The organism is Peribacillus sp. GL_122 (assembly GCF_057835005.1).
Window position 1 is genome coordinate 820,753 of sequence record NZ_CM174415.1, and the last position, 22,375, is coordinate 843,127.

Below are 22,375 nucleotides of genomic sequence, written 5' to 3' on the forward strand. Positions count from 1 at the left end.
TTTATTTACAGAATTCTCATATTGATGTCAATATTCAGTAATACATGTTTGTTATAATCGATTGACGGTTTTAAAAGTGATTGAAAAAAATCCTTCATTTACAGATAAGTAGCAGGCTGATTGAAGATGACTGAATAGTAGGAGTGAACAAAAATGGAGGAATCTATAAATCTATATGAGCTTACATTTAGTGAAAAAGATAGATATGTAATCATTACGAATGCTTATCCACATGAAGATCAGTTATATCGGAATGGGTTTATCCACCGAAGAGTCAAGGCTTATCTGGATGAGGGTTTGAAGGTTGATGTCTTTGTTTTGCATCCTGCCTATAAAAAAGCAGAAAAGTATACGTATGAAGATGTGCCTGTTTATCGAGGAACTGAACAGCATCTGCGCATTTTCTTAAATCATAAAGTACATAAAAAAGCGCTCATTCATTTTGTTAATCCCAAAATGGTACAAGCGATAAAAGAAACGAACACAGATTTACCGATTATCACCTGGATACATGGATTTGAAACGGAAGCATGGCATAGAAGATGGTTTAATTTTCTTGAAAGCCCTGAAAGCTTGAGGAAGATACTTGAAATGTCGGACGACTATTATGTAGAACAGCTTTCTTTTATGAATTGGTTTTATCAAACGAATGAATTGGATACAACATTTGTTCATATTTCCAAATGGTTCAAAGAACATATTGCGGAATGTGACGCAAGAGCAGAATCGAAAAATTCAGTAATCATTCCTAATGTAATAGATGACAATCTGTTTACCTTTATCGAAAAGCCTATTGAAAAGCGGACAAAAGTCCTTTCAATCAGGCCATACGCTTCACGAAAATATGCCAATGATTTATCGGTGAAAGCAGTGCTGGAACTATCGAAGAGACCATACTTCGATAAGTTGGAATTTGCATTTTATGGTGATGGGAAATTGTTCGATCAAACCGTTGAGTCAATCCGGGATTTTGAGAATGTGACGATTCATAAAGGTTTCCTATCTCAGGAGCAAATCGCTGCATTACATAAGGAGTATGGAATTTTCCTTTGCCCGACCCGTTTGGATTCTCAAGGGGTTTCTATGTGTGAGGCAATGTCGAGTGGGCTAGTGCCGATTTCAACAGATATTACGGCAATCCCGGAATTCGTAAAACACGACGTTTCTGGCCTTCTAACAAAGCCTGAGTCCCCTATCGAAATTGCCGATGCAATAGAGCGCTTATATTACAACTCGGACGTATTTTTAAGAGTGTCAAAACAAGCTTCTCAGTCGATTCGTGAAAAATGCGCGGTAGATGTTGTTATTAAAAGAGAATTGGAGATTATCCAAGGTTAAATGAGGGGAGTTTTTTCAATATGGACGAACGAAACGAATATTGGAAAACTATGTATGAGGAACTTGAATTACAAATGAAAGACATGATGTCCATGACATTGGAGCTCATAGAGGAAAGTGGCGCGGAAAAGCAAAAAAAAATTGAGAATATTACAAAAGAAAATAATATGCTACGGGAAGAAATAGAAAAAAGTAAGATGGCCCAAAAAGAAAATATTAAGCTTAACAAAGAAATACGAAGACTTAAGTTATTAGAACACAAATTCAACGTTACATATGCAGGGAAATTCACGTTAAAATATCTTGCGCTTAAATCATCTATTAAAGAACAAATAAAAAAATAAAAATTCATATCAGATTTCAGTCATTGGAGTGAAAACTTTGAATTCACATGAACTAGTTGAAAACAGAAAAATGAAGGTGCTTCTATTTGGCTTTATTGACATGAATTCAATGGATGGATCTGCAGTATTTTTATCTTCCTTAGCATCGACCATTGCGTTAGATTCCAACATCGAAGTTGACTTACTTTTAGCTAGCCCGGTCAAACGTGATATTTTAATTCAGCCTCTTGAGAAATTTGATAATATAACCATCCTCAATCCTTTTGTTGATCCTTTTTTTGAAGCCAACGATGATGAATGGGTAAAAAAAGGTGTCATTGATTTTGATATAGCTGAAATGCTCATTTCTCATTATTGGAGTCAAAAGGGATATGATTGGCTATTTGTAAGAAGCATTGAGACTGTTGAAAAAATAGCAAAGCATAATCATATCATAAAGAATACATTAGTTTATGCTACAGGCTTGACTCACATAGGTCAGGATGTTAATGAAGAAAAATTTAAGAGCATTAAAAATATATATGATCAGTGTGCGTATTTCTTATGTCAAACAGAAGAGATGTGCGAATTTGTCATTGAGATTCTTAATTTGAATAAAGAAAAAAACAAAGTTTCCCTACTTACCCCGATGATACCGAACGTTGAATCAGCAGAAGGGCAGACCCGGTTAAAAAACAAACTTGTATATACAGGGAAATTCGACCCGGATTGGAAGACCATTCCCATCATTACTGCTTTTAAAGAATTAAAACGCGAGATTCCGAATCTATCACTTGATGTAGCGGGGGATAAATTCAAATGGGTTAAAGATGATTCTCAGTTTAAGGAAGAAGCGGCATACCTCCTTAAAAATACAGATGGGCTTACATGGTACGGGGCATTGACAAGGGAGAATGCTCAACAATTAATCGTGAACGGTGATATTGGGATAACCTGGAGAAGTGTGGAAATGGACAGCAGTCTGGAACTGTCTACAAAGCTATTGGAGTATGGGATCTTAAGGAAGGCTGTAATAATGAATCCAACCGAAATGCATATAAAGCTTTTTGGCGAAGATTACCCGTTATATGCTGTTACAGAGAAGGATTTCCGTGACGCTGTCAAATTAGCGCTATGTAATAAGGATATATATGAGTTTGCGGCACAACGAATGTATCAAGTTAGCAGACAGTTTCTATTTTCGGAAGCAATAAAAAAACTGCAAGGACTATTATGGAGCAAACGTATTACAGATTATGTAAATGAAAGTACGGATATGTTTTATATTGATGAAGATGACTTTGATGAACTGAATCAGCATACACCATCAAAAAAAGTGAAAAAATTGTCTGCAGAGTTTAATGTTGACGAAGTTTTCACCTATATTGTCAAAAACATACCTGAAGAAATAAAACGAGTTGAAAAACTATTTAAACTGTCTGGGTATGGTCAAATCATTTCAGCGGAAAAAGCTGGATGTTATACATTTTTCCACATCCATAAAAGTTATGGAAACTTTGAACAAAATTTTCAAAATAACATGCCATATTTAAAAACGATAGGATTTGAAACCTACAGCATTCCTAAATTAAAACCAAAAGATGTGGAAATTTCAATGAAAGAACGGGCAATTGTCGATAATAAAAACACTGAAATTAAAGTGAAAAATAAAGAATTAGTTAAAGAAGTAAAGCAATTAAAAAAACTGAACACAGTTCAACTTAAACAAATTACTAAGTTAGAAAAACAAAACCTAGCACTTGGACGTAAATATGATTCACTTTCGAAGTCGAAAATGGGTAAAATGACATTCAAGTATTGGGATTTAAGAAAAAGGCTTAACTTCTAATAATGCAATTAGTCAATGCAATGGCAGACAACTATATATTAGTCAAAGGAAAGCTCCTGAATGCTGCACGCTTACAGGGGCCTTTGTCATTTATATCGAGTAAAGGACCAGGGCTTCTTGCAAACTTGTTATGTATGTTGTCGATTTCCACAGTATGTATAAAGCTGCGTCAGTTTACCATTCCAATTAAAACTTGGACGTAAGCTTACTAAAGAATCACGGAATTACAAAAAAAACTAATCTTTCAGCAATTACCCAAATAGACCGATTATCCTTTAATGATGTTATAATATTCTGAAAAAGGAGGAGAGATGATGGAGGAAAATGTGCTAAAAGCGATTCAAGATGATTATCCAGATGAATTTGCATGGTGTTATGGATGTGGTCGCTTAAACAAAGATGGTCATCATTTTCGAACGGGTTGGCAAGGCGAGCAAACAAGGACAATTTATACACCACGACCAGAGCATATCGCAATTCCAGGATTTGTTTATGGCGGCTTGATTGCATCTTTAATTGATTGTCATGGAACAGGTTCCGCTGCTATTGCATTGCATCGTAAAAATGGTCATGAAGTTGGAGAAGGAGTGGAGCCTCCAAGGTTCGTGACAGCTTCACTGAAAGTGGAGTTCGTAAAGCCAACCCCAAATGATGTGCCATTAATAGCCGTTGGGACGGTTCATGAAATTCATCCTAAAAAATGGAGAATCGAAACAGAGGTATTTGCCATCGATAAACTTTGCGCCCGTGGAGAGGTAATCGCTGTGGTGATGCCAAGTACTTTTACAAGCAAAGAGTGAACTTAATCAATGTAAACGTATTTAAAATCGGAATTAGATTTATATCAAAGGACCGTCCAATTATTTGGGCGGTTATTTCGTGTATCTGAGTATTCATTTCAAGCATGTTATCGCTATAAAGTGGCATGTAGCTGGAAATCACAAGCGAAATATCAAGATATTAATATACTTACATTATAAGCAAAGGGAGGTCGCAGAATGAAAATTAACGTAGAGATAGATGAGGAGATCAAGGCGATAGAGGTGCTTATCCGCAATCATGAATGGAATGAGGAAGTGCAGGAACTGATGCCTGATGGAGCGCTTGAAGGAGAGGAAAAGACCGTATTTTGTCGGCAGGAAAGGAGAAATGCAGCATGTTTTCCGGGCGGAAGAAATAATCTGTTTGTTCACAGAGCAGGATTCCATAATGGTGCGGACGAAACAGGGTACTTTCGAAATGAAAGAAAGATTATATGAGCTTGAAAGGGATCTTCCTGGTAATCAGTTCGTTCGATTGTCCAAGTCAGTGATAGCCAACCTTGATGAGTTAAGCAGATTTGAGGCATCTTTCAACGGGACGTTATGTGTGTATTTCCGATCAGGAGAAAAAGAATATGTTTCTCGGCACTATGTTCAAGGAATCAAGAAAGCATTTCAATGGAAAAGGAAGGGATTATGATGAAAACACTTTTATTCCGTAGCTTTGTAGGGATTTGCTTTGGTGCACTCGTGATGGTGTTGACGTGTTTTGGGGTCATTGGCTTTGGGGAAGTCACTGCATTAGACAGTGGAATATTTGTAAAAAACGCGATAGGCTGCATATTATGTGGCTGGTTCTTCAGCACGGCAACACTCTTCTTTGAAAATGAAAAATGGAATTTGTTATCTCAAACCATTCTGCACTTCCTGACTGTCAGCATTCTTTACTTCCTATTATCCTTCTTTGTTGGTTGGATTCCATTTAGTGCAAAAGGACTAGTGACTAGAATAGCGATTTTCGTGCCATTCTATATGATCATATGGATCATTTTCTATCTCTATTTCCGCTATCAAGTGAAAATATTGAATGATGGACTTGATAAAAGAAGGAATTGAGCGTGGATTGATCAGTTAGAGCGGTGTAAAGCTGAACCGCAAGAAAATAAAGGCATTTTCATATAACCCGCCGGCTTCATGATCCTTGCATCAACTGCTGTATGTTCAATTGAAACAACAGTTAAGCTGCAAAACTATTAACTTACCATTTGACCGAACAAGAACACCAAAAAGGATAATGGGATCAGGTGCCATGAAGATACCGTACCAACTTAAACTGAAATCCCTTATCCCTGCTTGATCTATAGCAGGTCTTTTCATTTCATTTTTCCTGTGGTATTACTCCATTTGTTTGACCCCCTTTGGATTTAAATAAAGAGACACCGCTCCTTGTTGTATCGGTGTCTCTTTATAATTTATCAATTTTGTATCATTAACATTTCATCATAGATTAAGTTTTGCCTAAGCTCAGTTGCCGTTTGCATGGATATTTGCTCATCTTCAACCATTTGCTGAATGATATCACGTTCGATTTGCATCGCATTCAACTGAAAATGACTCACCATCTCTTTAAAGCGATTTGCTTCTTTTTCACTTAATGTTCCGAATGGATTCAAATAACGATTATATCTTTGAATGACAAGCATGACTTCATGACGGTTTTTAGGTGTAGTTTGTTGTTTGATCAATGAAATAGCTTCCTTTGAAGCTTCTTTTTGTGCTTTACGGAACTCCCGGATCAGGTCAGCATTTTTAACGATGGAGTCCTCTAATTTCGCTTCCCATTTCTTATCCCATTTGACATTGATCTTTTTCTTGAAAAGAATCGCCTGCAAATTGATCAAAGCCCTTTTCAACGACGATTTTTGCATATAATTTAAGGTTCTTGAAATATACACTTTATAAAGTTCAAAGGCTGTTTCCGATATAGTCCCTTTTTCGACTAATCCGGAAACGACCTCCAATTCCTTGTTGGCACCTAGCTCCACTAAATCTCGTATTGTCCGATTATCCGGTCTATTCGTTATTCCCCTCTCCAAATCTATCAGTTGTTCATTTAAATCTTCCATCACTTGATTGACAGCTTTCTGATTATCGATGGTTGCTTCTTTGCTCAGCTGATTGATCGTTTTATTTAAAACAATTTTATAAGCCTCTTCAGTGGTTAGGCGTTCATCTTTAAATTCAATCGGTGTCTTTACCAGTAATGGCAAGAGAACTGTAGCCAATATGACGCTTAACAATATAACGCAAGCTGCGATAAACAAGACTGTATTACGCATTGGGAATAAAGTGTCATCCGGCATAAAATATGGTATGGATAAAGCTGTAGCTAATGTAATGGTTCCATGAATGCCGCTAACGGATGTCAAAAATGCAAATCGTGATCTTGAAACATTCTCCTCATCGGTGTCATTGCTATCTTCTGGATGAACCCTTGACATGATGAATTGTTCTAATGGATTCACTCTGTTTTTCGTAAAAGTATCATGCAGAATGTATACCCAAATAAAACGGATCACCAATAATAAAAGAACAATCAAAACACTTATCCCAAAAAGATTACCCCTATTTAAGCCGGACTCAATTTCCTGATAAATACTCGGCAACATGAATCCTAACAAGGCAAATACAAGTCCATTCAAAACATAACCTAATACAGACCATGTATTAGTTGATACAATTTGCAATTTAGTAGTGGAGCTCTGCAGGCGATCCCGCTCGATGCCATGTATTACACCTGCAGCAACCACTGCCAGGATGCCGGATACATGGAATTCTTCAGCTACCATATATATGGCAAAAGGCGTAATCAGTTCAATAACAATGGACATGGAGATTTCTTCAAGTCCATGAACCCGTAAAAATAATCGTAATTTAACGATTAAATAGCCCAATAGGATACCTATAAAAATACCGCCTAAAGCTACAAATATAAAATTAAGCGAAGCATCTTTTATAGAAAATACTCCAGTTAAAGCAGCTGCCAAGGCAACTTTAAAAGCAACGATTCCAGCAGCATCATTGAAAAGTGATTCACCTTCAAGGATGGGCATCATATTTCCGGGCAATTTCAATCCTTTTGTAATCGATTGTACCGCTACGGCATCCGTAGGGGTAATCGTGGCTGCTAAAGCAAAAGCGACAGCCATCGGCAAATCGGGTATTAACCAGTGGATGAAAAAACCTCCTGCAAAAACGGTCACAAATACTAACCCAAAGGCCAATAACAGAATAGGCTTTCGTAATTCAAGCATTTCTTTACGGGACGTATTTTTTCCTTCTGTAAAGAGCAGCGGAGCTATGACACAGATCATGAATAATTCTGAATGAAAATCCAACGATAATTGAAATGGCAATAATGAAAGCACTGCTCCCATGGATATCTGATATATCGGTAGTGGAATACGAGTCCATTTGGCATTTAATATTGTAGCGATTATTGTGGAAACCAATAATCCGAGCAATGTGATTAAGAATGACATAGAATCTCCCTTATCTTCTAATGTTTTAGTCTGATTGCCCATGAAACTTCTATGAAAAAGATAAAAAAGCAGAGGTATTTTAAAGCGAATATACATCCTTTAAAAAGTATCCCCTACTTTATGGCCTTGCATATCTTGGTCAAAATCCATACTTAAACAGAGACGATATATTCGACTAATCTGTAGCCTCGGTTTTTGTTATACCCCTTAGTTATTAATTACAAACAGGATATCACAAAGGTTTACGATTTATTCAATATCAACTTATAACGTAGCTTTTCAATTCTGCTAAATATAAGTTCATGCTGGAATCAGGATTTTCTGTATAAAATACCCTTAATGAAGAAACATAGAAAAATGGAGTTAGAGCGACCTGCAAAAAAATGGGGGTAACCAGCTTGATTCGTAATGTTGGCAAATTGTTAAGAAAAAAGAAAGAAAAAAAATCCCTGGTACAAAATGATTACCTGGATTCCAAGCCTGCAGATTCACTTGATGTGAATTTCAGTCAAAATGTAGAAACACTTCGTTCTGTTTATGATAATTGCTCGGATGTCATGTTCCGCTCGTTCTTACTTTTCGGAAAGACGCGGGCGATGCTCATTTACATTGCGGGACTCTCAGACATCGAGGCGATAGAGCAATATGTGCTATCTCCACTCATGCAAGAGTCATCAAAAGAACCACAACCATTAAATGAGTTTATTGAACATAAAATGCCCGTTCCTAAAGTGGTAAAAGTGAATATGTTGGCGGATTGCATTGAATCGATTTCCTCTGGAAACCCGATCCTTCTATATGAAGGGGGAAGCGATGGATTTTCTCTGGGATTGTCCAAATGGGAAAAGCGGGCGATTGAAGAACCTGTGGCAGAGGGGGGAGTTAGGGGGTCACGAGAGGGATTTATTGAATCTCTAGAAGTAAATACGTCCCAATTGCGACGTATTATCAAAAGTCCTGCCCTTAAAATACAATCGATGAAGATTGGAACTCTTACCAGGACAAATGTTTCAATTGCTTATATTGATGGCCTTGCGGATAAAACATTGATTGAAGAGATTACAACTCGGTTGGAACGAATTAAAATAGACGGAATTTTAGAAAGCGAGTACATTGAGGAAATGATCGAGGACAATCCGTTTTCACCTTTCCCTCAGATTATGTCGACAGAACGGCCGGATGTAGCCTGTGCCAGCTTGCTGGAGGGACGAGCTGTCATTCTTGTAGAAGGAACCCCTTTTACTTTAATTGCACCAATATCCTTCTTTTCTTTGATTCAATCACAAGAGGATTATGCTCAACGTTTTATGGCAGGCACTTTTATCCGTTGGTTACGATATTTTTTTATGGGATTATCTCTTTTGCTTCCTTCACTTTATGTTGCTATTTTAACGTTCCATCATGAGGCGGTTCCAACCGCACTCCTGCTAAGCGTAGCAGCATCCCGGGAAGCGGTCCCTTTCCCAGCCTTAGTTGAGGCATTGATGATGGAGATAACCTTTGAAGCACTGAGAGAGGCTGGGGTCCGATTGCCGAAGCAAGTAGGTTCCGCTGTCAGCATTGTTGGAGCGCTAGTGATTGGTCAAGCCTCCGTACAAGCGGGGTTGGTTTCAGCGCCAATGGTCATTGTGGTTGCGATTACGGGAATCGCTTCTTTTATGATGCCCCGTTATATTGCCGGAATTACTTTCCGGATGCTGCGTTTCCCAATGATGCTGCTTGCCGGTACCTTAGGACTGCTTGGCATCATGATGGGGATAATCGCCATAGTCATTCACTTATGCAGCTTGCGTTCCTTTGGCGTTCCATACTTAGCGCCACTGGCGCCGTTAAAAGGTAAAGAGCTGAAAGATGTGCTGTGGAGAGCCCCTTGGTGGATGATGGATACACGCCCGCGTCTCACAGGGGATTCTAATGTATACCGTCAAGCCCCGGAACAGAGTCCAAATCCAAAAAGGGGGAGTGAAACGGAGTGAATAATAGCTGGAGGCGAAAAAGGATATTGGAGAAAGGAAAGAGGCGTCATTTCATGAAAAACGTCCTTCTTTTGCTCGTTATTTGTGGAACGATCCCTTTTCTAAGCGGTTGTTGGGATCGAATAGAAATCACTGACTTGGCGATTGTCACAGCAGCCGCCATCGATAAGAAGGGTAATAATCAAATCGAACTATCCGTCCAAGTCTTTATTCCAAGTTCAATTAGCAGTGGAGGCGGTCAAGGAGGGAGCAGTCAAGGGGGGAGTGGGGTTACGACAATGGTGAGATCTGCAAAAGGCTCCAATATTTCAGATGCATTGTCTAAGCTTCAAAGCAAGCTTCCGCGAAAAATATTTTGGGGACATTGTAAAGTATTTGTATTCGGTGAAAAGTTAGCGAAGGAAGGAATTCAAAAGCAGATGGATTTTTTGCTGCGCCATCCGCAGCCAAGAGAGAAAGCAAATGTGTATGTCAGCAAAGGGGAAGCAAAGCCTATCCTTGAATCTTTGCCACCCCTGGAAAACTATTCAGGGGAAGTGCTTAGAGAACTATCTGATTTACATATTGGGATGCTGGTCACAATACAGGATTTAGATGAAATGTTAACGGGTAAGCCTCAAGCGGCTGCACTTCCATTCGTTAAAATATTGCCGCCGGGGAAAGGGCAAACGAAATTACAGGGAATTCCTTACATTGTTGGAACAGCCGTTTTTAAAAAAGATAAGATGACCGGGACGATGACGGAAAAAGAAACAAGAGGGATATTGTGGTTAAGAGATGAAATGGAATCGTATACCGTGACCTTTCAACCCAAAGGTGTGAAAGGGGAGATTTCTTTAAATCCAGTGACAGCCCAAGTCAAGATCATTCCGCAAATTATCAATGATAAATGGAAATTTTTGGTGAAGGTAAAAACAGAAGGAGCTGTTATACAAAATGAAACGAATTTAGACCTTTCAAGTCCAAAATCTCTAAAAGCTGCAGAACGAGCATATCAAAAAGATATAGAAAAACGCATCGAGATGGCTTTTCTGCATACTCAGGATAAGAAAGCGGACATTTTAGGGTTGGGTAAAGATTTCTATAGGAAATATCCTAAACAGTTTAATAAGGTAGCTAACCACTGGGATGAGATATTCGCGGAAATGGAAGTGGAAATCGATGTTGCGGCCCATATTCGAAGACAGGGCTATATAAACAAACCGGCAGGTTTGTCTGAAAATGAGGTGAAGGACAAGTGAGATGGGGGGCTTTTTTGTGTACAACCGTGATCGTAGCTTTAATCATTTTGTTTGAATGGCCTAAAATGAAAAAAAATCCCAAAAAAGATAAAGTGGCATTTCTTACACTGCTCCTCACTGGCTTGGTTCTGTCCATGTTCAATCTCCCACAGATGTCAGGACCCACTCAATGGGTGGAAATTCTTTTCAGGCCATTTGGAGAGTTTATGGAAAAGTGACTCTATTAGTGGGTGTTGCGGGATTACATTCATACTATTAAAGAAAGGAGGAAGCAGATGGAGAAAGGGAAAATTTCATCATTACAGATGGTATTCATGATGTATCCGACGATTGTGGCAACGGCTATTATCGGGGTTCCCAGCATCACAGCGAAATATGCCAAAACTGATTTATGGCTGTCCCCCATTTTTGCTGCGCTCATAGGGTATCTGACGGTGTATATCGCTTATAAACTGCACCAACTTTATCCAAAACAAACGGTGATCCAATTCACTGAAAAAATCATTGGTCGGATTCCGGGGAAAATTTTCGGTTTTTTACTCTTGTTTTTTTATATCCAGAACACGGGGCTAATCCTTAGAGGCTACGGAGAATTTGTTGTCGGCTCTTTTCTGGTACGTACCCCGATTAGTGTGATCATGGCATCGATGGTGCTTCTGTGTGCGTTCATCGTACGTGGGGGAATAGAAGTGTTGGGGCGAGCTGCTGAATTGTTTGTACCTGTTTTCATTTTTCCAATCTTAATCTTTATCATTTTGCTGATTCCTGATCTTGAATTCAAGAATATATTCCCGGTATTGGCGAATGGTATAATGCCTCCAATCAAGGGTGCGATTGTACCAGGTGGCTGGTTCAGCGAGTTTTTCCTGATGATTTTTCTTCTTCCTTTTTTGGTAGATATGAAAAAAGGGATGAAATCCGGTATGATGTCTGTGTTTGCCGTGATGATGACGTTAATTGTGGTGAATCTTACGGTTCTTTTTGTACTTGGGTCAACAACATCCACAAAGCTTTACCCCTTGATGAATGCATCTCGATACATCAGTGTGGCCGACTTTTTTGAACATGTAGAATCCGCCGCCATGGCGGTATGGATAGTGGGGGCGTTTGTGAAAATTTCCGTTTTTTATTATGCATGTGCTTTAGGTACAGCGCAGTGGCTGAATCTCTCCGACTATCGTCCTGTTGTATTGCCGATAGGGATTTTGATTTTCATATTCAGTTTGTGGTCGTTGCCTAGCTCTGTGGATGTCAGTCGTAATGATATCAACGTCTTCCCTTTTCAAGGAATTTTGATGCAAACGATTATTCCTCTGTTATTGTTGGTGATTGCTGTTGTAAGGAAAAGAAATCATAAAGGAACCGAAACCAGCTGAATGGATTGAAACTCTTTTTTAAGCCGATTGAAGAGTTTATGAAAAGTAAATCTATCTGTTAGCTGCATGATTTCAAATTTACATACTATCACGGAAAGGAGGAAGATGATGGAGAAAGGTAAAATTTCATCTTTACAGATGGCATTCATGATGTATCCGACGATTGTGGCAACGGCTGTTCTCGGTGTTCCAAGCATCACAGCGAAATATGCCAAAACTGATTTATGGCTGTCCCCCATTTTGGCGTCTCTCATCGGGTATGCGACGGTGTATATCACTTATAAACTGCACAAACTTTATCCGAAACAAACGGTTATCCAATTCAGTGAACAAATCATTGGTCGGATTCCGGGGAAAATTCTCGGTTTTTTATTCTTGTTTTTTTATATCCCGATCACAGGGCAAATCCTAAGAAGTTACGGAGAATTTATTGTTGACTCTTTTCTGGTCAAAACCCCGATTAGCGTGATCATGGCATCGATGGTACTCCTCTGTGCCTTTATCGTCCGTGGAGGGATAGAGGCGATGGGGAGAGCTGCCCAATTGTTGGTTCCTGTTTTTATCTTTCCACTCCTCCTTTTAATCGTCCTACTGGGCCCAGATCTTGAATTTAAGAATATATTCCCGATATTGGGGAATGGAATTATGCCTCCAATCAAGGGTTCAATTATACCGGGTGGATGGTTTAGCGAGTTTTTTCTGATGATTTTTCTCCTCCCTTTTTTAACCGATATGAAAAAAGGGATGAAATCCGGGATGATGTCTGTTTTTGCCGTGATGATGACGTTAATTGTGGTGAATCTTCTGGTTCTTTTTGTACTCGGGTCAACAACAGCCACGAAGAATTATCCCATGATGAATGTATCTCGGTACATCAGTTTGGCCGACTTTTTTGAACATTTGGAGTCCGCCATCATGGCCGTATGGATAGTAGGAGCGTTTGTCAAAATTTCTGTGTTTTATTATGCGGCTGCTTTAGGTACCGCGCAGTGGCTGAATCTCTCCGACTATCGTCCTGTTGTATGGCCGATAGGGATTTTGATTGTAGAATTCAGCTTTTGGTCGTATCCTAGCTCTATGGCTGTCAGTCGATATGATATCGTCGCCTTCCCTTTTCATGGAATTTTGATGCAAACGATTATACCTCTGTTATTGTTGGTGATTGCTATGGTTAGAAAAAGAAATAAACAGAGAAAGGGAAGCAAATCAAGCTAACCCTTTCTGCCACTTGGTTTGAGAGAATTGAAAGAGTATGTTTGTCCTACCCTAGTCGCCCTGAATCTAAAGAACCGAAAATAAAACAATTTTTATTAATGCCATGCCCCATTCGAAAATAGATACTTTTTCGAATGGGTTTTTTTTGTTATGAGTGAAAAAGTAGAATAGCTGAGGATCATTTTACCAAATTATTTGGCAGTAGGATGATATTCGTTATAGACCTAAAAATAGGGTCAAATATTTGGGAAGAAGTTTTATAAAAATAATTAACAATTTTTTTCAAACCGTTTGGAAGTTTGTCCCGTTATCTATAGTACAAAGGCTTTTTAGAAGGGAGAGAAGAAAGACTTGAAAAAGGTCATTTTTGTCGGGTGGATTTCATTAATGGCAGTACTGTTAGGATTTTCACCGGAAATAGGTACGAAACGGGGGCAAGCTGTCAACGATGTCGTAAAAGTATACGGTCCAGGTGGCCCTCTTGGGCCTATCAAGGAAGTGGCGGAACAATTCACGAAAGAAACGGGGATAAAAGTTGAAGTTACAGCGGGACCTGAAGAAAAATGGATTGATCAAGCCAAACGAGATGCGGATATCATTTACGGAGGGTCCGAGTATATGCTGACTGAATTCATGCATGATCATCCGGAGATCCTTGATGAAAAAACACGTACAGAATTGTATGTACGGTCAGCTGGAATTCTGGTTAGAAAAGGAAACCCAAAGAATATACAGTCATTGGAGGATTTAACGAAGGAGGGCGTAAAGATTGTGGATGTTAATGGAGCCGGGCAACTGGGGCTATGGGAAGATTTGGCTGGAGGAAAAGGATTGATCCCTGGAATTAGCAGGAATATTGACATTTCAGTGAAGTCCAGTGCAGAAGCTATCGATCTATGGAAGGCAAATTCTAAATTGGACGCCTGGATTACATATGAATCCTGGCATTACCGTCTGGCGGATGTGACGGACCTGGTTCAACTTCCTGAAGAAGACAAGCTCTATAGAGGGACCCCGGTAAGCATAACAAGTAAGAGTGAAAACAAGAAAAAAGCAAAACAATTCATTGATTATCTTAAAACGGAAGAATCCCATCAAGTATTTCAAAAATGGGGATGGAAGTAAAATTTATGAGGAGTGAGAGTATATGAAAAAGTGGATGGTATTTTCAGTTTTTATGATGGTCCTAGTTTTGGCGGCATGTGGAAATGAAGCAGATGATTCACCCCAAAATGATCAAGTGGTTAGTGGTACTGCCGATGAAAAAGCAGTAAGCCTAAAATTATTGGAAAGTGAAACAACAGGCGAATACCTGGCTGATTCCAAGGGAATGACACTTTACTTTTTCAAGAATGATAAATCAGGAAAAAGCAATTGCATGGGTGATTGTCTGAAAAAATGGCCACCGTTCATGGAAAGGGATTTTGCCGCCCCTAAAGGATTTGAGGAAAAAGACTTTGGAACCATTAAAAGGGAAGATACAGGGGAAGAGCAGGTAACGTACAAAGGATTTCCACTCTACTATTTTGTGAATGATAAAGCAGCGGGAGATGTCAATGGCGAAGGTGTGAAAAATGTTTGGTATATTGTAAATAACAAGACGGTTTTTCCAAAATAAGAAAAAGGGGACGATCACTGATGGTCGTTCCTGTTACACGTTTTTTCCAAATTTACTTGTGAGGAGTTGCAGGTGCGATTGAAAGAAAAACTTGATAAGGAATTGATGGCATTAGTAATGAAAAAGCATCGTCCTGCTCTGGAAGAACTTTATGACCGGCATATTAAATTAATCTATGGATTTATTTTTAAGTTCACAAATGGAAATGCTGAAAAAACAAAAGAGATTGTGCAGTTGGTCTTTTTAAAGCTCTGGACCACAAAAAGCAGTTACAATCCCGAAAAGGGGCACTTTGTAAGCTGGCTTTTGACCGTTACACGAAATGTGTGTGTGGATTATGTCCGTAAAGACAGCGTTCATATCCGGAATAACAAACACATGGACATGAGCCATCCAATTGACATAGAAGATCCTAATAATGATATAGAAAATGGGCTATTACACAGTGAAATTGCCAATGCAAAAAGTAAGTTAAGCAAGCCGCAAAAAAGGCTGATTGATTTACTGTATTGGAAAGGGTACTCGTTAACGGAAATTGCCAAAATTGAAAATGAACCGATTGGTACCATCAAGAGCAGACTTCACCAGTCGCTTAAATTGTTGAAAAAGTATTTGGAAGTAGGTGGTTTGTAAATGGATAAAGAGTGCACTAACCTGCTTTCATTTTTATCGGGTGAACTGGGAGAAAAAGAAAAAAAAGCATTCACGGAACACTTAATGCAATGCTCTGAATGCACTAGGGAGTATGAACAAATGACGGAAGCCTGGAATTCATTGAAATGGGATTTCGAAGAAATAGAACCTTCTTCTTCCCTGAAATCAGAGGTTATGAATTTTGTCTTTGAGACTGATGATGAAGTTCCGGTGAGAAGGGAAAAGAATTGGAGTAGTTTTTTCTTTAAGCAGTTTACACCAGTCACTTCAGGTCTCTTGCTGGCCACCCTGGTTTTGGCGTTCGTGCTGTTATATTCCAATATTCAACTGAAAAAAGAACTTGCAGCTATCGATCTGCCAATGGAGGTTAAAACATCGCTATCTTTGCAGCCTGCCGATAAGACCGCTGTAACCATGAATACGGACGGTGCTGCATACATTTTGCAGCAAGGTGAAGAAAGAAGGTTAATCGTTCAGATTCAGAATTTGCCGAGCCTTCAAAAGTCCGAGGTGTATCAGGTGTGGTTGCTGAAAGATGGAAAACGGACAAATGCAGGAACTTTCAAGCCTGATGAAGCCGGCACAGGATCATTGACATACAATCTATCCATTAATGATAAATTCAATCAAATTGGCATCACAAGGGAACCAGATTCAAATAGTACAAAGCCGAGAGGCGAAAAAATAGTTGGATCTTCTTAAAAATAAGAGACTTGCCCGCAAAGGGGAAGTCTCTTATTTACTGTTCGTACCTGAATTTAATAGCTAAGTGATTGATTTAAAATGGAAGCCCGTATGAATTGGAATATAAGTGTTTACCATTCACCATCGATCAATAGCAACGAATGACCAGCATGTTTCGGTTGGGGGCAAATGGACTTGTTTAAGGATAGACAGACATTGGCATTTTCATTGTGCCTATTTATTCATTAAGTCCCCACAGTACTCCCGGATCAATGCTGAGGCTTTCGTTTGGCTGATAGAGAGGTCCTTCGCGACTTTCCTTGATGATTTATATGTTTGGTAAGATTTCCTGATCAATATCCGTTTCGTTTCATCAAGTGCTTTATCGAGAGTAGTGGGGAGATCAATCTGTGTGACCTGTTCAACGTTCTCGGTTATCATTTCAGGCAAGTCGGACATCAGGATAACGGAGTCACTTATTAAGACCAACCTTTCAATCAAGTTTTCGAGCTGGCGTACATTGCCGGGCCATGAATAATGAATTAATAGGTTCAAGCATTCTTCCGAAATGACTTTATTTTCATGATATCTTTCATTGAACTTATTTAAAAAATTGTACGTAAGGGGAATGATATCTTCTTTACGTTCTCGCAATGGAGGCAATTGAATATCAATCACATTCAAACGGTAAAATAAATCTTCCCGGAATCTTTTATCATTGACCATTTCTATTAAGTTCTGGTTTGTTGCAGCGACGATGCGGATGTCGACTTTTTTCATTTCACTGCCGCCGACGGGAATGAATTGTTTGTCCTGGATTACTTGGAGAAGCTTTGCCTGCAGAGCGAGCGGGATTTCTCCAATTTCATCAAGAAAAACAGTGCCACCGTCTGCGGATTCAATCAATCCGCGTTTTCCAGTTTTGTTTGCACCGGTAAATGCACCTTTTGAATAGCCGAATAGTTCGGATTCGAGCAGTTCTTCCGGAATGGCTGCACAGTTGATCGTCAGGAAAGGTTTGCTTTTCCGCTTACTGATCCGGTGGATGAAATGGGCAAGCACACCTTTTCCCGTTCCAGATTCCCCCTGGATCAAAATCGTGGAATCAGTCGGCGCCACCTTTTCACAAAAAGTGAGGATACGGTTGATTTTACCGCTATTAGTAATGAATCTCCCCGTTTCATCTTCGTCATGAGTGATTTTTGACTCACCACTTGCTTCATTTGCTTTTAACATTTTATACGTTTGGGTTTCTGTGGATGTAGTGACGACCAGTTCAATTTCCCCTGCATCATTTAAAATTGGAATCGCTGATGTCATCAATTCAGTCCCAATATATGTTTGCAGTTTCATGTAGCAAGGCTTTTTCCTTTTAAATACTTCAGGCACGATGGAGGGCTTCCAGTACCCTTTTTCAAATAAGTCCACATTATATTTGCCGATGACATCAGTAGGTTTCAGCCCATAATGGCGCTCACATGCCTTGTTGACGTAAAGAATCCGCTTTTCGCCGTCAAGGACGAAAATCTCATCTGAGGAATGATCAAGAATTTTTAATAGAGTTTGGAGCGTCATCTCCACACTTTCAGTAGAATCCGTGCTTTTCATAAGTTAATCCTCTCTTTTCAAAAGGGAATGAGTGATTTCTGAATAATGTTTCATCAATTTTGAGTTAATTATAACTCGGTATGATAGCGTTTTCAAAGTAAATTCTAAATATTTTGTTTATTAAGGGGGGGTCTCGAGGTTGGCATGCATATTGCATTATATAAAATTATCAATTGGTGAAATTGACGATTGGCTATGCATGAATCGACATCTAAGCATAGCAGAATTCTAGTAAGCGGAATTATCTTATTTCAAGGAAGACATCTAGGGGGGAATGAATTTGGAAGAAAAGTATGAAGTCTCTGACATCACTATTATCGGGGGAGGACCGGTTGGTTTGTTCACCGCTTTTTATGCGGGGATGCGCCAAGCTTCAGTGAAAATCATTGAAAGTCTCCCACAATTGGGAGGGCAGCTATCTGCTTTGTACCCTGAAAAATACATTTATGATATTGCAGGTTTCCCGAAAATCAAGGCCCAAGAGCTCATCGATCGATTACTGGAACAAATGGGTCAATTCAAAACGGATATTTGTCTTAATCAATCTGTAGAGACCATTGTTCGTACTTCGGATGGGATGTTTGCCATTACGACATCCGAAGAAACACATTACACGAAAGCGATAATCATAACTGCTGGAAACGGGGCATTCCAGCCTCGGAAACTAAAAATTGAAGGTGAAGAAAGATTTGAGAATGCCAACCTTCATTATTTCGTCCAGAATATGAGTCAATTCGCCGATAAGAAAGTGGTTGTGTTCGGTGGCGGTGATTCGGCGGTCGACTGGTCGCTAATGCTTGAACCGATAGCCGAAAAAGTGACACTCATTCACCGCAGGGATAAATTTCGTGCCCATGAACACAGTGTAGAGCGTTTGAAACAATCCAAGGTGGAGGTCTTGACTCCTTATCTCCCAGCCGGATTGATCGGGGAAGAAAATATAGAAAAAGTGATTGTGACGGATGCAAAGAGTGGAAAACTGTTTGAATTGGAGGTCGATGACGTTCTTGTCAATTATGGATTCGTATCATCAATAGGGCCAATAAAGGATTGGGGTCTTGAAATCGAAAACAATTCCATCGTTGTCAATTCTAGAATGGAAACGAATATCAAAGGCATATACGCAGCAGGAGATATTTGCACGTACGAAGGAAAGGTGAAGCTGATTGCTAGCGGGTTCGGTGAAGCTCCAACAGCAGTGAGCAATGCAAAAGTTCATATCGACCCAAGTGCGAAAGTTCAGCCGCTGCACAGCACGAGCACAATGGGAGGTAAAGAGAAAAGCACAGCGTCCGTTTAATTATGTAAAAGGGGGAAACCACATGGCTACATACACAATAGTTGACCAGGAGACATGTATCGCTTGCGGGGCATGTGGAGCGACTGCACCGGAAATTTTTGATTATAACGATGAAGGAATCGCCTTTTCAATCCTGGATGCTAACACAGGAATAACTGAAGTATCCGAAGATCTGGAGGAAGACTTGGAAGATGCTTTTGATGGTTGTCCGACAGATTCGATTAAGTTGGCGACGGAACCTTTCGCCAATATACCAGTGTCAGCCGGTTGAAGCGGAAGGTCGGATCAATTAAAAAATATCAAATTTTAATAGCTAGTATGGCAGGGATGCTAGTAATCATTTTTTAGGGGGAAATGAATGATGGCTTATAACAAGGTGGAAAATGTAACAAATCGTACATTTGAAAGAACATTGACATATGACAAATACACGGATCCGAAAGTTCTCGAAAAGGAAATCGATCTAGTATTCTCTAAATCTTGGCAGCTTGTGGGTCATGTCAGCCAATTGGAAAAAGTGGGATCATTCTTTACGACAGAAGTAGCCAACGAGCCGATCATAGTGAACCGCGGCCAGGATGAGGTGATTCGCGCTTTTTATAACGTTTGTCCGCATCGTGCCACTAAGCTTGAAAAAAGTGAATCAGGAAAGAAGAAAATTTTACAATGCAGTTATCATGGTTGGACATTCAAATTGGATGGGAAATTGAACAAAGCGCCGAATTTTAAAGGAGAAGATGAAGCCTGTGTACAAGATGCCTGTTTACGCTCCGTTCGCATGGAAATCTTGGAATCTCTAATTTTTGTAAACTTGGATGATAATGCAAAACCGCTTAGCGAATCCTACGGCGATTTCTTTGACCGTTTAAGTAAATACCCGTTTTTAAGTGAGTTAAAAAGAACAAGCCAAAAAACGAGGGTGATCAAGGCAAACTGGAAAGCGTTCATAGATAACTATTTAGAATGTGACCATTGCCATGTAGCACATCCAAGCTTTGTTGCTGCACTCGATATGGATGATTACCAAATCATTACTTGCGATAACTATTCACTGCAAGGTTCGATCGTTAAACCGGATAAAAATTACGGAACGGTCGATTTAAATCAGGCGGAAATGCAAGGTGGATCCTTTTTCTGGCTGTGGCCTAACTTGATGTTGACCATCTATCCAGGTCCCGGAAATATGGCAACCATTCAAATGGTTCCGATTGATCACGAAACGACTTTGGCTGTTTACACATATTATTTCCGCGATGAGAATTTGACTCAGGAAGAGAAAGATCTTGTTACGTTTGCCGAACAAGTCCGACAAGAAGATGTGGAACTTGTAGAGCTGGAACAAATCGGTTTCCGCTCCCGTGCCTTTAACAAAGGTAGATATTCTTCTTCGGAAAAAGCAATTGTTCAATTTCATGAAATGGTATTGGAGGCCCTAAATGAGTAAATTAGCGAATCAATTTAAATCGATGAAACAATGTCTGATGATCAATGGCGAAAAAGTTGAAACGGAAAACTATGCCCCGCTATATTCCCCTTTTTCCGGGGAAGAAATCGCCCAAATTGCCATGGCGGATAAAGAGCTGACCGAAAAGGCGATTGCAGCCGCCTACAATGCGCGCGAAGTCATGGCAAAAATGCCAGCTTATCAAAGGGCGGATATATTGGAGAAGGCTGCTGCGTTATTAATGGAGAATGCGGAAGAAGCGGCAGAAATCATTTCCCGTGAATCAGCCAAACCGATCATGTTCGCAAAAGCGGAAGTTGGAAGGACCATCGAAACGTATAAGTTCTCGGCTGAAGAGGCTAAAAGGATTCACGGTGAAACAATTCCTTTTGATGCAGCCATAGGCGGTGTTGGCCGAATTGGTTACACGTTAAGAGAGCCGATCGGGGTCATTGGTGCCATCACCCCATTTAACTTCCCGATGAATTTAGTGGCGCATAAAGTCGGACCGGCAATAGCTGCAGGGAACACCATTGTTTTGAAGCCTGCTTCGCAAACTCCGCTGTCCGCACTTTTCATCGCAGAAATTTTTGAAAAAGCGGGTCTGCCGGCTGGCGTATTAAATGTAGTGACAGGTCCGGGCAGCACGGTCGGAGAAGCGATTTTAGAAAACGATCGGGTAAGCATGATCACATTCACAGGCAGCCCAAGCGTTGGAATCGGAATCCGCAACAAAGCGGGTTTGAAAAAGACCACACTTGAACTTGGCTCGAACTCGGCTTTAATCATTGATAAAGATATAGATATCGATAACATTATCGATCGTTGCATCATGGGTGCCTTCTCCAATCAGGGGCAAGTCTGTATTTCATTGCAACGTGTATATGCACATGAAGAAGTGTATGAAGAGTTTGTCGAAAAATTCACTGCTGCGGCCAAAAAACTTAGAATTGGCAATCCATTGGATCCGGATACTTATATTTCCGCCTTAATCTCCAAAGGGGAAGCAGCACGTGTATTGGGCTGGATTGAGGAAACTAAAGGCAGTAAGGCAAAGATCGCAGCAGGGGGGAAATTGCAAGGTGACATTCTTGAGCCGACAATCATTACAGATGCGGATCATACGCTAAAAGTTTCATGCCAGGAAGTATTTGCTCCGGTTGTCATTGTAAATAAAGTGGGTTCAGTGAAGGAAGCGATTGATCAAGTGAATGATTCCCGCTTTGGCTTGCAGGCCGGGATATACACAAACAATGTGAAAAACGCATTGTACGCATCAAGGGAATTGCATGTAGGCGGTGTGATCATCAATGATGTGCCGACCTATCGTGTCGATCAAATGCCATACGGCGGAGTCAAAGAAAGCGGGACTGGTCGTGAAGGCATTAAATACGCTGTGGAAGAAATGACCGAAATGAAATTGGTCGTTTGGAACCAAGACTGAAA

The 22,375-nt window shown here is 39.9% G+C and carries 22 protein-coding genes; 20 read left to right on the forward strand and 2 right to left on the reverse strand.

Features of this window, described 5'->3' with window-relative positions; genetic code table 11:
* Positions 1 to 153: 153 nt before the first annotated feature.
* From AC3ISB_RS04005 to AC3ISB_RS04035, 7 genes are all read left to right on the forward strand, one after another.
* Positions 154 to 1,338 (forward strand): glycosyltransferase family 4 protein, encoded by a 1,185-nt coding sequence (locus tag AC3ISB_RS04005; protein ID WP_480340066.1) that lies wholly within the window; start codon positions 154 to 156, stop codon positions 1,336 to 1,338.
* 20 nt (positions 1,339 to 1,358) lie between these two features.
* A complete protein-coding gene (locus AC3ISB_RS04010; RefSeq protein ID WP_480340065.1) occupies positions 1,359 to 1,682 on the forward strand; it encodes a hypothetical protein in 324 nt (107 codons plus the stop codon).
* Positions 1,683 to 1,719: 37 nt separating this feature from the next.
* Positions 1,720 to 3,510 (forward strand): glycosyltransferase family protein, encoded by a 1,791-nt coding sequence (locus tag AC3ISB_RS04015; protein ID WP_489275605.1) that lies wholly within the window; start codon positions 1,720 to 1,722, stop codon positions 3,508 to 3,510.
* A gap of 314 nt (positions 3,511 to 3,824) precedes the next feature.
* Complete coding sequence (locus AC3ISB_RS04020) at positions 3,825 to 4,310, forward strand: PaaI family thioesterase (protein WP_480340063.1); 486 nt, start codon at positions 3,825 to 3,827, stop codon at positions 4,308 to 4,310.
* Between the two features lie 198 nt (positions 4,311 to 4,508).
* Positions 4,509 to 4,769 (forward strand): hypothetical protein, encoded by a 261-nt coding sequence (locus AC3ISB_RS04025; RefSeq protein ID WP_480340089.1) that lies wholly within the window; start codon positions 4,509 to 4,511, stop codon positions 4,767 to 4,769.
* Entirely contained in the window at positions 4,720 to 4,971 is a 252-nt protein-coding gene (locus AC3ISB_RS04030; RefSeq protein ID WP_489275606.1) for a LytTR family DNA-binding domain-containing protein, read from the forward strand. The genes AC3ISB_RS04025 and AC3ISB_RS04030 overlap by 50 nt, the downstream gene beginning before the upstream one ends.
* Positions 4,968 to 5,387 (forward strand): DUF3021 domain-containing protein, encoded by a 420-nt coding sequence (locus AC3ISB_RS04035; protein WP_489275608.1) that lies wholly within the window; start codon positions 4,968 to 4,970, stop codon positions 5,385 to 5,387. The genes AC3ISB_RS04030 and AC3ISB_RS04035 overlap by 4 nt, the downstream gene beginning before the upstream one ends.
* 359 nt (positions 5,388 to 5,746) lie before the next feature.
* Here the strand turns inward: AC3ISB_RS04035 and AC3ISB_RS04040 are convergent, their stop codons facing one another.
* Positions 5,747 to 7,813, reverse strand: a complete 2,067-nt coding sequence (locus tag AC3ISB_RS04040) for a Na+/H+ antiporter (RefSeq protein WP_489275609.1) — start codon at positions 7,811 to 7,813, stop codon at positions 5,747 to 5,749.
* 383 nt (positions 7,814 to 8,196) lie between these two features.
* Here AC3ISB_RS04040 and AC3ISB_RS04045 point away from each other — a divergent pair, with 383 nt between their 5' ends.
* The 9 genes from AC3ISB_RS04045 (at position 8,197) to AC3ISB_RS04085 (ending at position 16,595) form a co-directional block, all read left to right on the forward strand.
* The gene (locus tag AC3ISB_RS04045) at positions 8,197 to 9,789 is read left to right on the forward strand and encodes a spore germination protein (protein ID WP_480340060.1); all 1,593 of its coding nucleotides are present in this window, start codon (positions 8,197 to 8,199) and stop codon (positions 9,787 to 9,789) included.
* 53 nt (positions 9,790 to 9,842) lie between these two features.
* A complete protein-coding gene (locus AC3ISB_RS04050; RefSeq protein ID WP_480340059.1) occupies positions 9,843 to 11,030 on the forward strand; it encodes a Ger(x)C family spore germination protein in 1,188 nt (395 codons plus the stop codon).
* A gap of 14 nt (positions 11,031 to 11,044) precedes the next feature.
* Positions 11,045 to 11,248: a hypothetical protein gene (locus AC3ISB_RS04055; protein ID WP_286178713.1), complete on the forward strand. Its 204-nt coding sequence runs from the start codon at positions 11,045 to 11,047 to the stop codon at positions 11,246 to 11,248.
* A gap of 57 nt (positions 11,249 to 11,305) precedes the next feature.
* Positions 11,306 to 12,406, forward strand: a complete 1,101-nt coding sequence (locus AC3ISB_RS04060; RefSeq protein WP_141993773.1) for a GerAB/ArcD/ProY family transporter — start codon at positions 11,306 to 11,308, stop codon at positions 12,404 to 12,406.
* Between the two features lie 108 nt (positions 12,407 to 12,514).
* Positions 12,515 to 13,621, forward strand: coding sequence for a GerAB/ArcD/ProY family transporter (locus AC3ISB_RS04065; RefSeq protein ID WP_141993774.1), 1,107 nt, complete (start codon positions 12,515 to 12,517; stop codon positions 13,619 to 13,621).
* 387 nt (positions 13,622 to 14,008) lie between these two features.
* Positions 14,009 to 14,746, forward strand: a complete 738-nt coding sequence (locus AC3ISB_RS04070) for an extracellular solute-binding protein (protein ID WP_141993811.1) — start codon at positions 14,009 to 14,011, stop codon at positions 14,744 to 14,746.
* A 22-nt stretch (positions 14,747 to 14,768) separates the two neighbouring features.
* The gene (locus tag AC3ISB_RS04075; protein ID WP_098370887.1) at positions 14,769 to 15,239 is read left to right on the forward strand and encodes a COG4315 family predicted lipoprotein; all 471 of its coding nucleotides are present in this window, start codon (positions 14,769 to 14,771) and stop codon (positions 15,237 to 15,239) included.
* 78 nt (positions 15,240 to 15,317) lie between these two features.
* The gene (locus AC3ISB_RS04080; protein ID WP_076368029.1) at positions 15,318 to 15,872 is read left to right on the forward strand and encodes an RNA polymerase sigma factor; all 555 of its coding nucleotides are present in this window, start codon (positions 15,318 to 15,320) and stop codon (positions 15,870 to 15,872) included.
* Complete coding sequence (locus AC3ISB_RS04085; RefSeq protein ID WP_480340057.1) at positions 15,873 to 16,595, forward strand: anti-sigma factor domain-containing protein; 723 nt, start codon at positions 15,873 to 15,875, stop codon at positions 16,593 to 16,595. It begins immediately after the preceding gene.
* Positions 16,596 to 16,811: 216 nt separating this feature from the next.
* Here AC3ISB_RS04085 and AC3ISB_RS04090 read toward each other — a convergent pair whose 3' ends face one another.
* Positions 16,812 to 18,185: a sigma-54 interaction domain-containing protein gene (locus AC3ISB_RS04090; RefSeq protein WP_480340056.1), complete on the reverse strand. Its 1,374-nt coding sequence runs from the start codon at positions 18,183 to 18,185 to the stop codon at positions 16,812 to 16,814.
* A 280-nt stretch (positions 18,186 to 18,465) separates the two neighbouring features.
* Between AC3ISB_RS04090 and AC3ISB_RS04095 the strand changes: the two genes are divergently transcribed.
* From AC3ISB_RS04095 to AC3ISB_RS04110, 4 genes are all read left to right on the forward strand, one after another.
* Complete coding sequence (locus tag AC3ISB_RS04095) at positions 18,466 to 19,485, forward strand: NAD(P)/FAD-dependent oxidoreductase (protein ID WP_480340055.1); 1,020 nt, start codon at positions 18,466 to 18,468, stop codon at positions 19,483 to 19,485.
* A gap of 22 nt (positions 19,486 to 19,507) precedes the next feature.
* Complete coding sequence (locus AC3ISB_RS04100) at positions 19,508 to 19,756, forward strand: ferredoxin (RefSeq protein WP_098370892.1); 249 nt, start codon at positions 19,508 to 19,510, stop codon at positions 19,754 to 19,756.
* A gap of 90 nt (positions 19,757 to 19,846) precedes the next feature.
* Positions 19,847 to 20,929: an aromatic ring-hydroxylating oxygenase subunit alpha gene (locus AC3ISB_RS04105; RefSeq protein WP_063235396.1), complete on the forward strand. Its 1,083-nt coding sequence runs from the start codon at positions 19,847 to 19,849 to the stop codon at positions 20,927 to 20,929.
* On the forward strand, positions 20,922 to 22,373 hold the full coding sequence (locus AC3ISB_RS04110; protein WP_489275613.1) for an aldehyde dehydrogenase family protein: 1,452 nt from the start codon (positions 20,922 to 20,924) through the stop codon (positions 22,371 to 22,373). The genes AC3ISB_RS04105 and AC3ISB_RS04110 overlap by 8 nt, the downstream gene beginning before the upstream one ends.
* Positions 22,374 to 22,375: the final 2 nt, after the last annotated feature.

Coding starts and splice junctions, on each gene's coding strand:
- AC3ISB_RS04005 (WP_480340066.1), top strand. CDS start 154: ATGGAGGAATCTATAAATCTATATGAGCTTACATTTAGTGAAAAAGAT.
- AC3ISB_RS04010 (WP_480340065.1), top strand. CDS start 1,359: ATGGACGAACGAAACGAATATTGGAAAACTATGTATGAGGAACTTGAA.
- AC3ISB_RS04020 (WP_480340063.1), top strand. CDS start 3,825: ATGGAGGAAAATGTGCTAAAAGCGATTCAAGATGATTATCCAGATGAA.
- AC3ISB_RS04025 (WP_480340089.1), top strand. CDS start 4,509: ATGAAAATTAACGTAGAGATAGATGAGGAGATCAAGGCGATAGAGGTG.
- AC3ISB_RS04030 (WP_489275606.1), top strand. CDS start 4,720: ATGGTGCGGACGAAACAGGGTACTTTCGAAATGAAAGAAAGATTATAT.
- AC3ISB_RS04035 (WP_489275608.1), top strand. CDS start 4,968: ATGATGAAAACACTTTTATTCCGTAGCTTTGTAGGGATTTGCTTTGGT.
- AC3ISB_RS04040 (WP_489275609.1), bottom strand. CDS start 7,813: ATGTCATTCTTAATCACATTGCTCGGATTATTGGTTTCCACAATAATC.
- AC3ISB_RS04045 (WP_480340060.1), top strand. CDS start 8,197: ATGGGGGTAACCAGCTTGATTCGTAATGTTGGCAAATTGTTAAGAAAA.
- AC3ISB_RS04050 (WP_480340059.1), top strand. CDS start 9,843: ATGAAAAACGTCCTTCTTTTGCTCGTTATTTGTGGAACGATCCCTTTT.
- AC3ISB_RS04060 (WP_141993773.1), top strand. CDS start 11,306: ATGGAGAAAGGGAAAATTTCATCATTACAGATGGTATTCATGATGTAT.
- AC3ISB_RS04065 (WP_141993774.1), top strand. CDS start 12,515: ATGGAGAAAGGTAAAATTTCATCTTTACAGATGGCATTCATGATGTAT.
- AC3ISB_RS04070 (WP_141993811.1), top strand. CDS start 14,009: ATGGCAGTACTGTTAGGATTTTCACCGGAAATAGGTACGAAACGGGGG.
- AC3ISB_RS04075 (WP_098370887.1), top strand. CDS start 14,769: ATGAAAAAGTGGATGGTATTTTCAGTTTTTATGATGGTCCTAGTTTTG.
- AC3ISB_RS04085 (WP_480340057.1), top strand. CDS start 15,873: ATGGATAAAGAGTGCACTAACCTGCTTTCATTTTTATCGGGTGAACTG.
- AC3ISB_RS04090 (WP_480340056.1), bottom strand. CDS start 18,185: ATGAAAAGCACGGATTCTACTGAAAGTGTGGAGATGACGCTCCAAACT.
- AC3ISB_RS04100 (WP_098370892.1), top strand. CDS start 19,508: ATGGCTACATACACAATAGTTGACCAGGAGACATGTATCGCTTGCGGG.
- AC3ISB_RS04105 (WP_063235396.1), top strand. CDS start 19,847: ATGGCTTATAACAAGGTGGAAAATGTAACAAATCGTACATTTGAAAGA.
- AC3ISB_RS04110 (WP_489275613.1), top strand. CDS start 20,922: ATGAGTAAATTAGCGAATCAATTTAAATCGATGAAACAATGTCTGATG.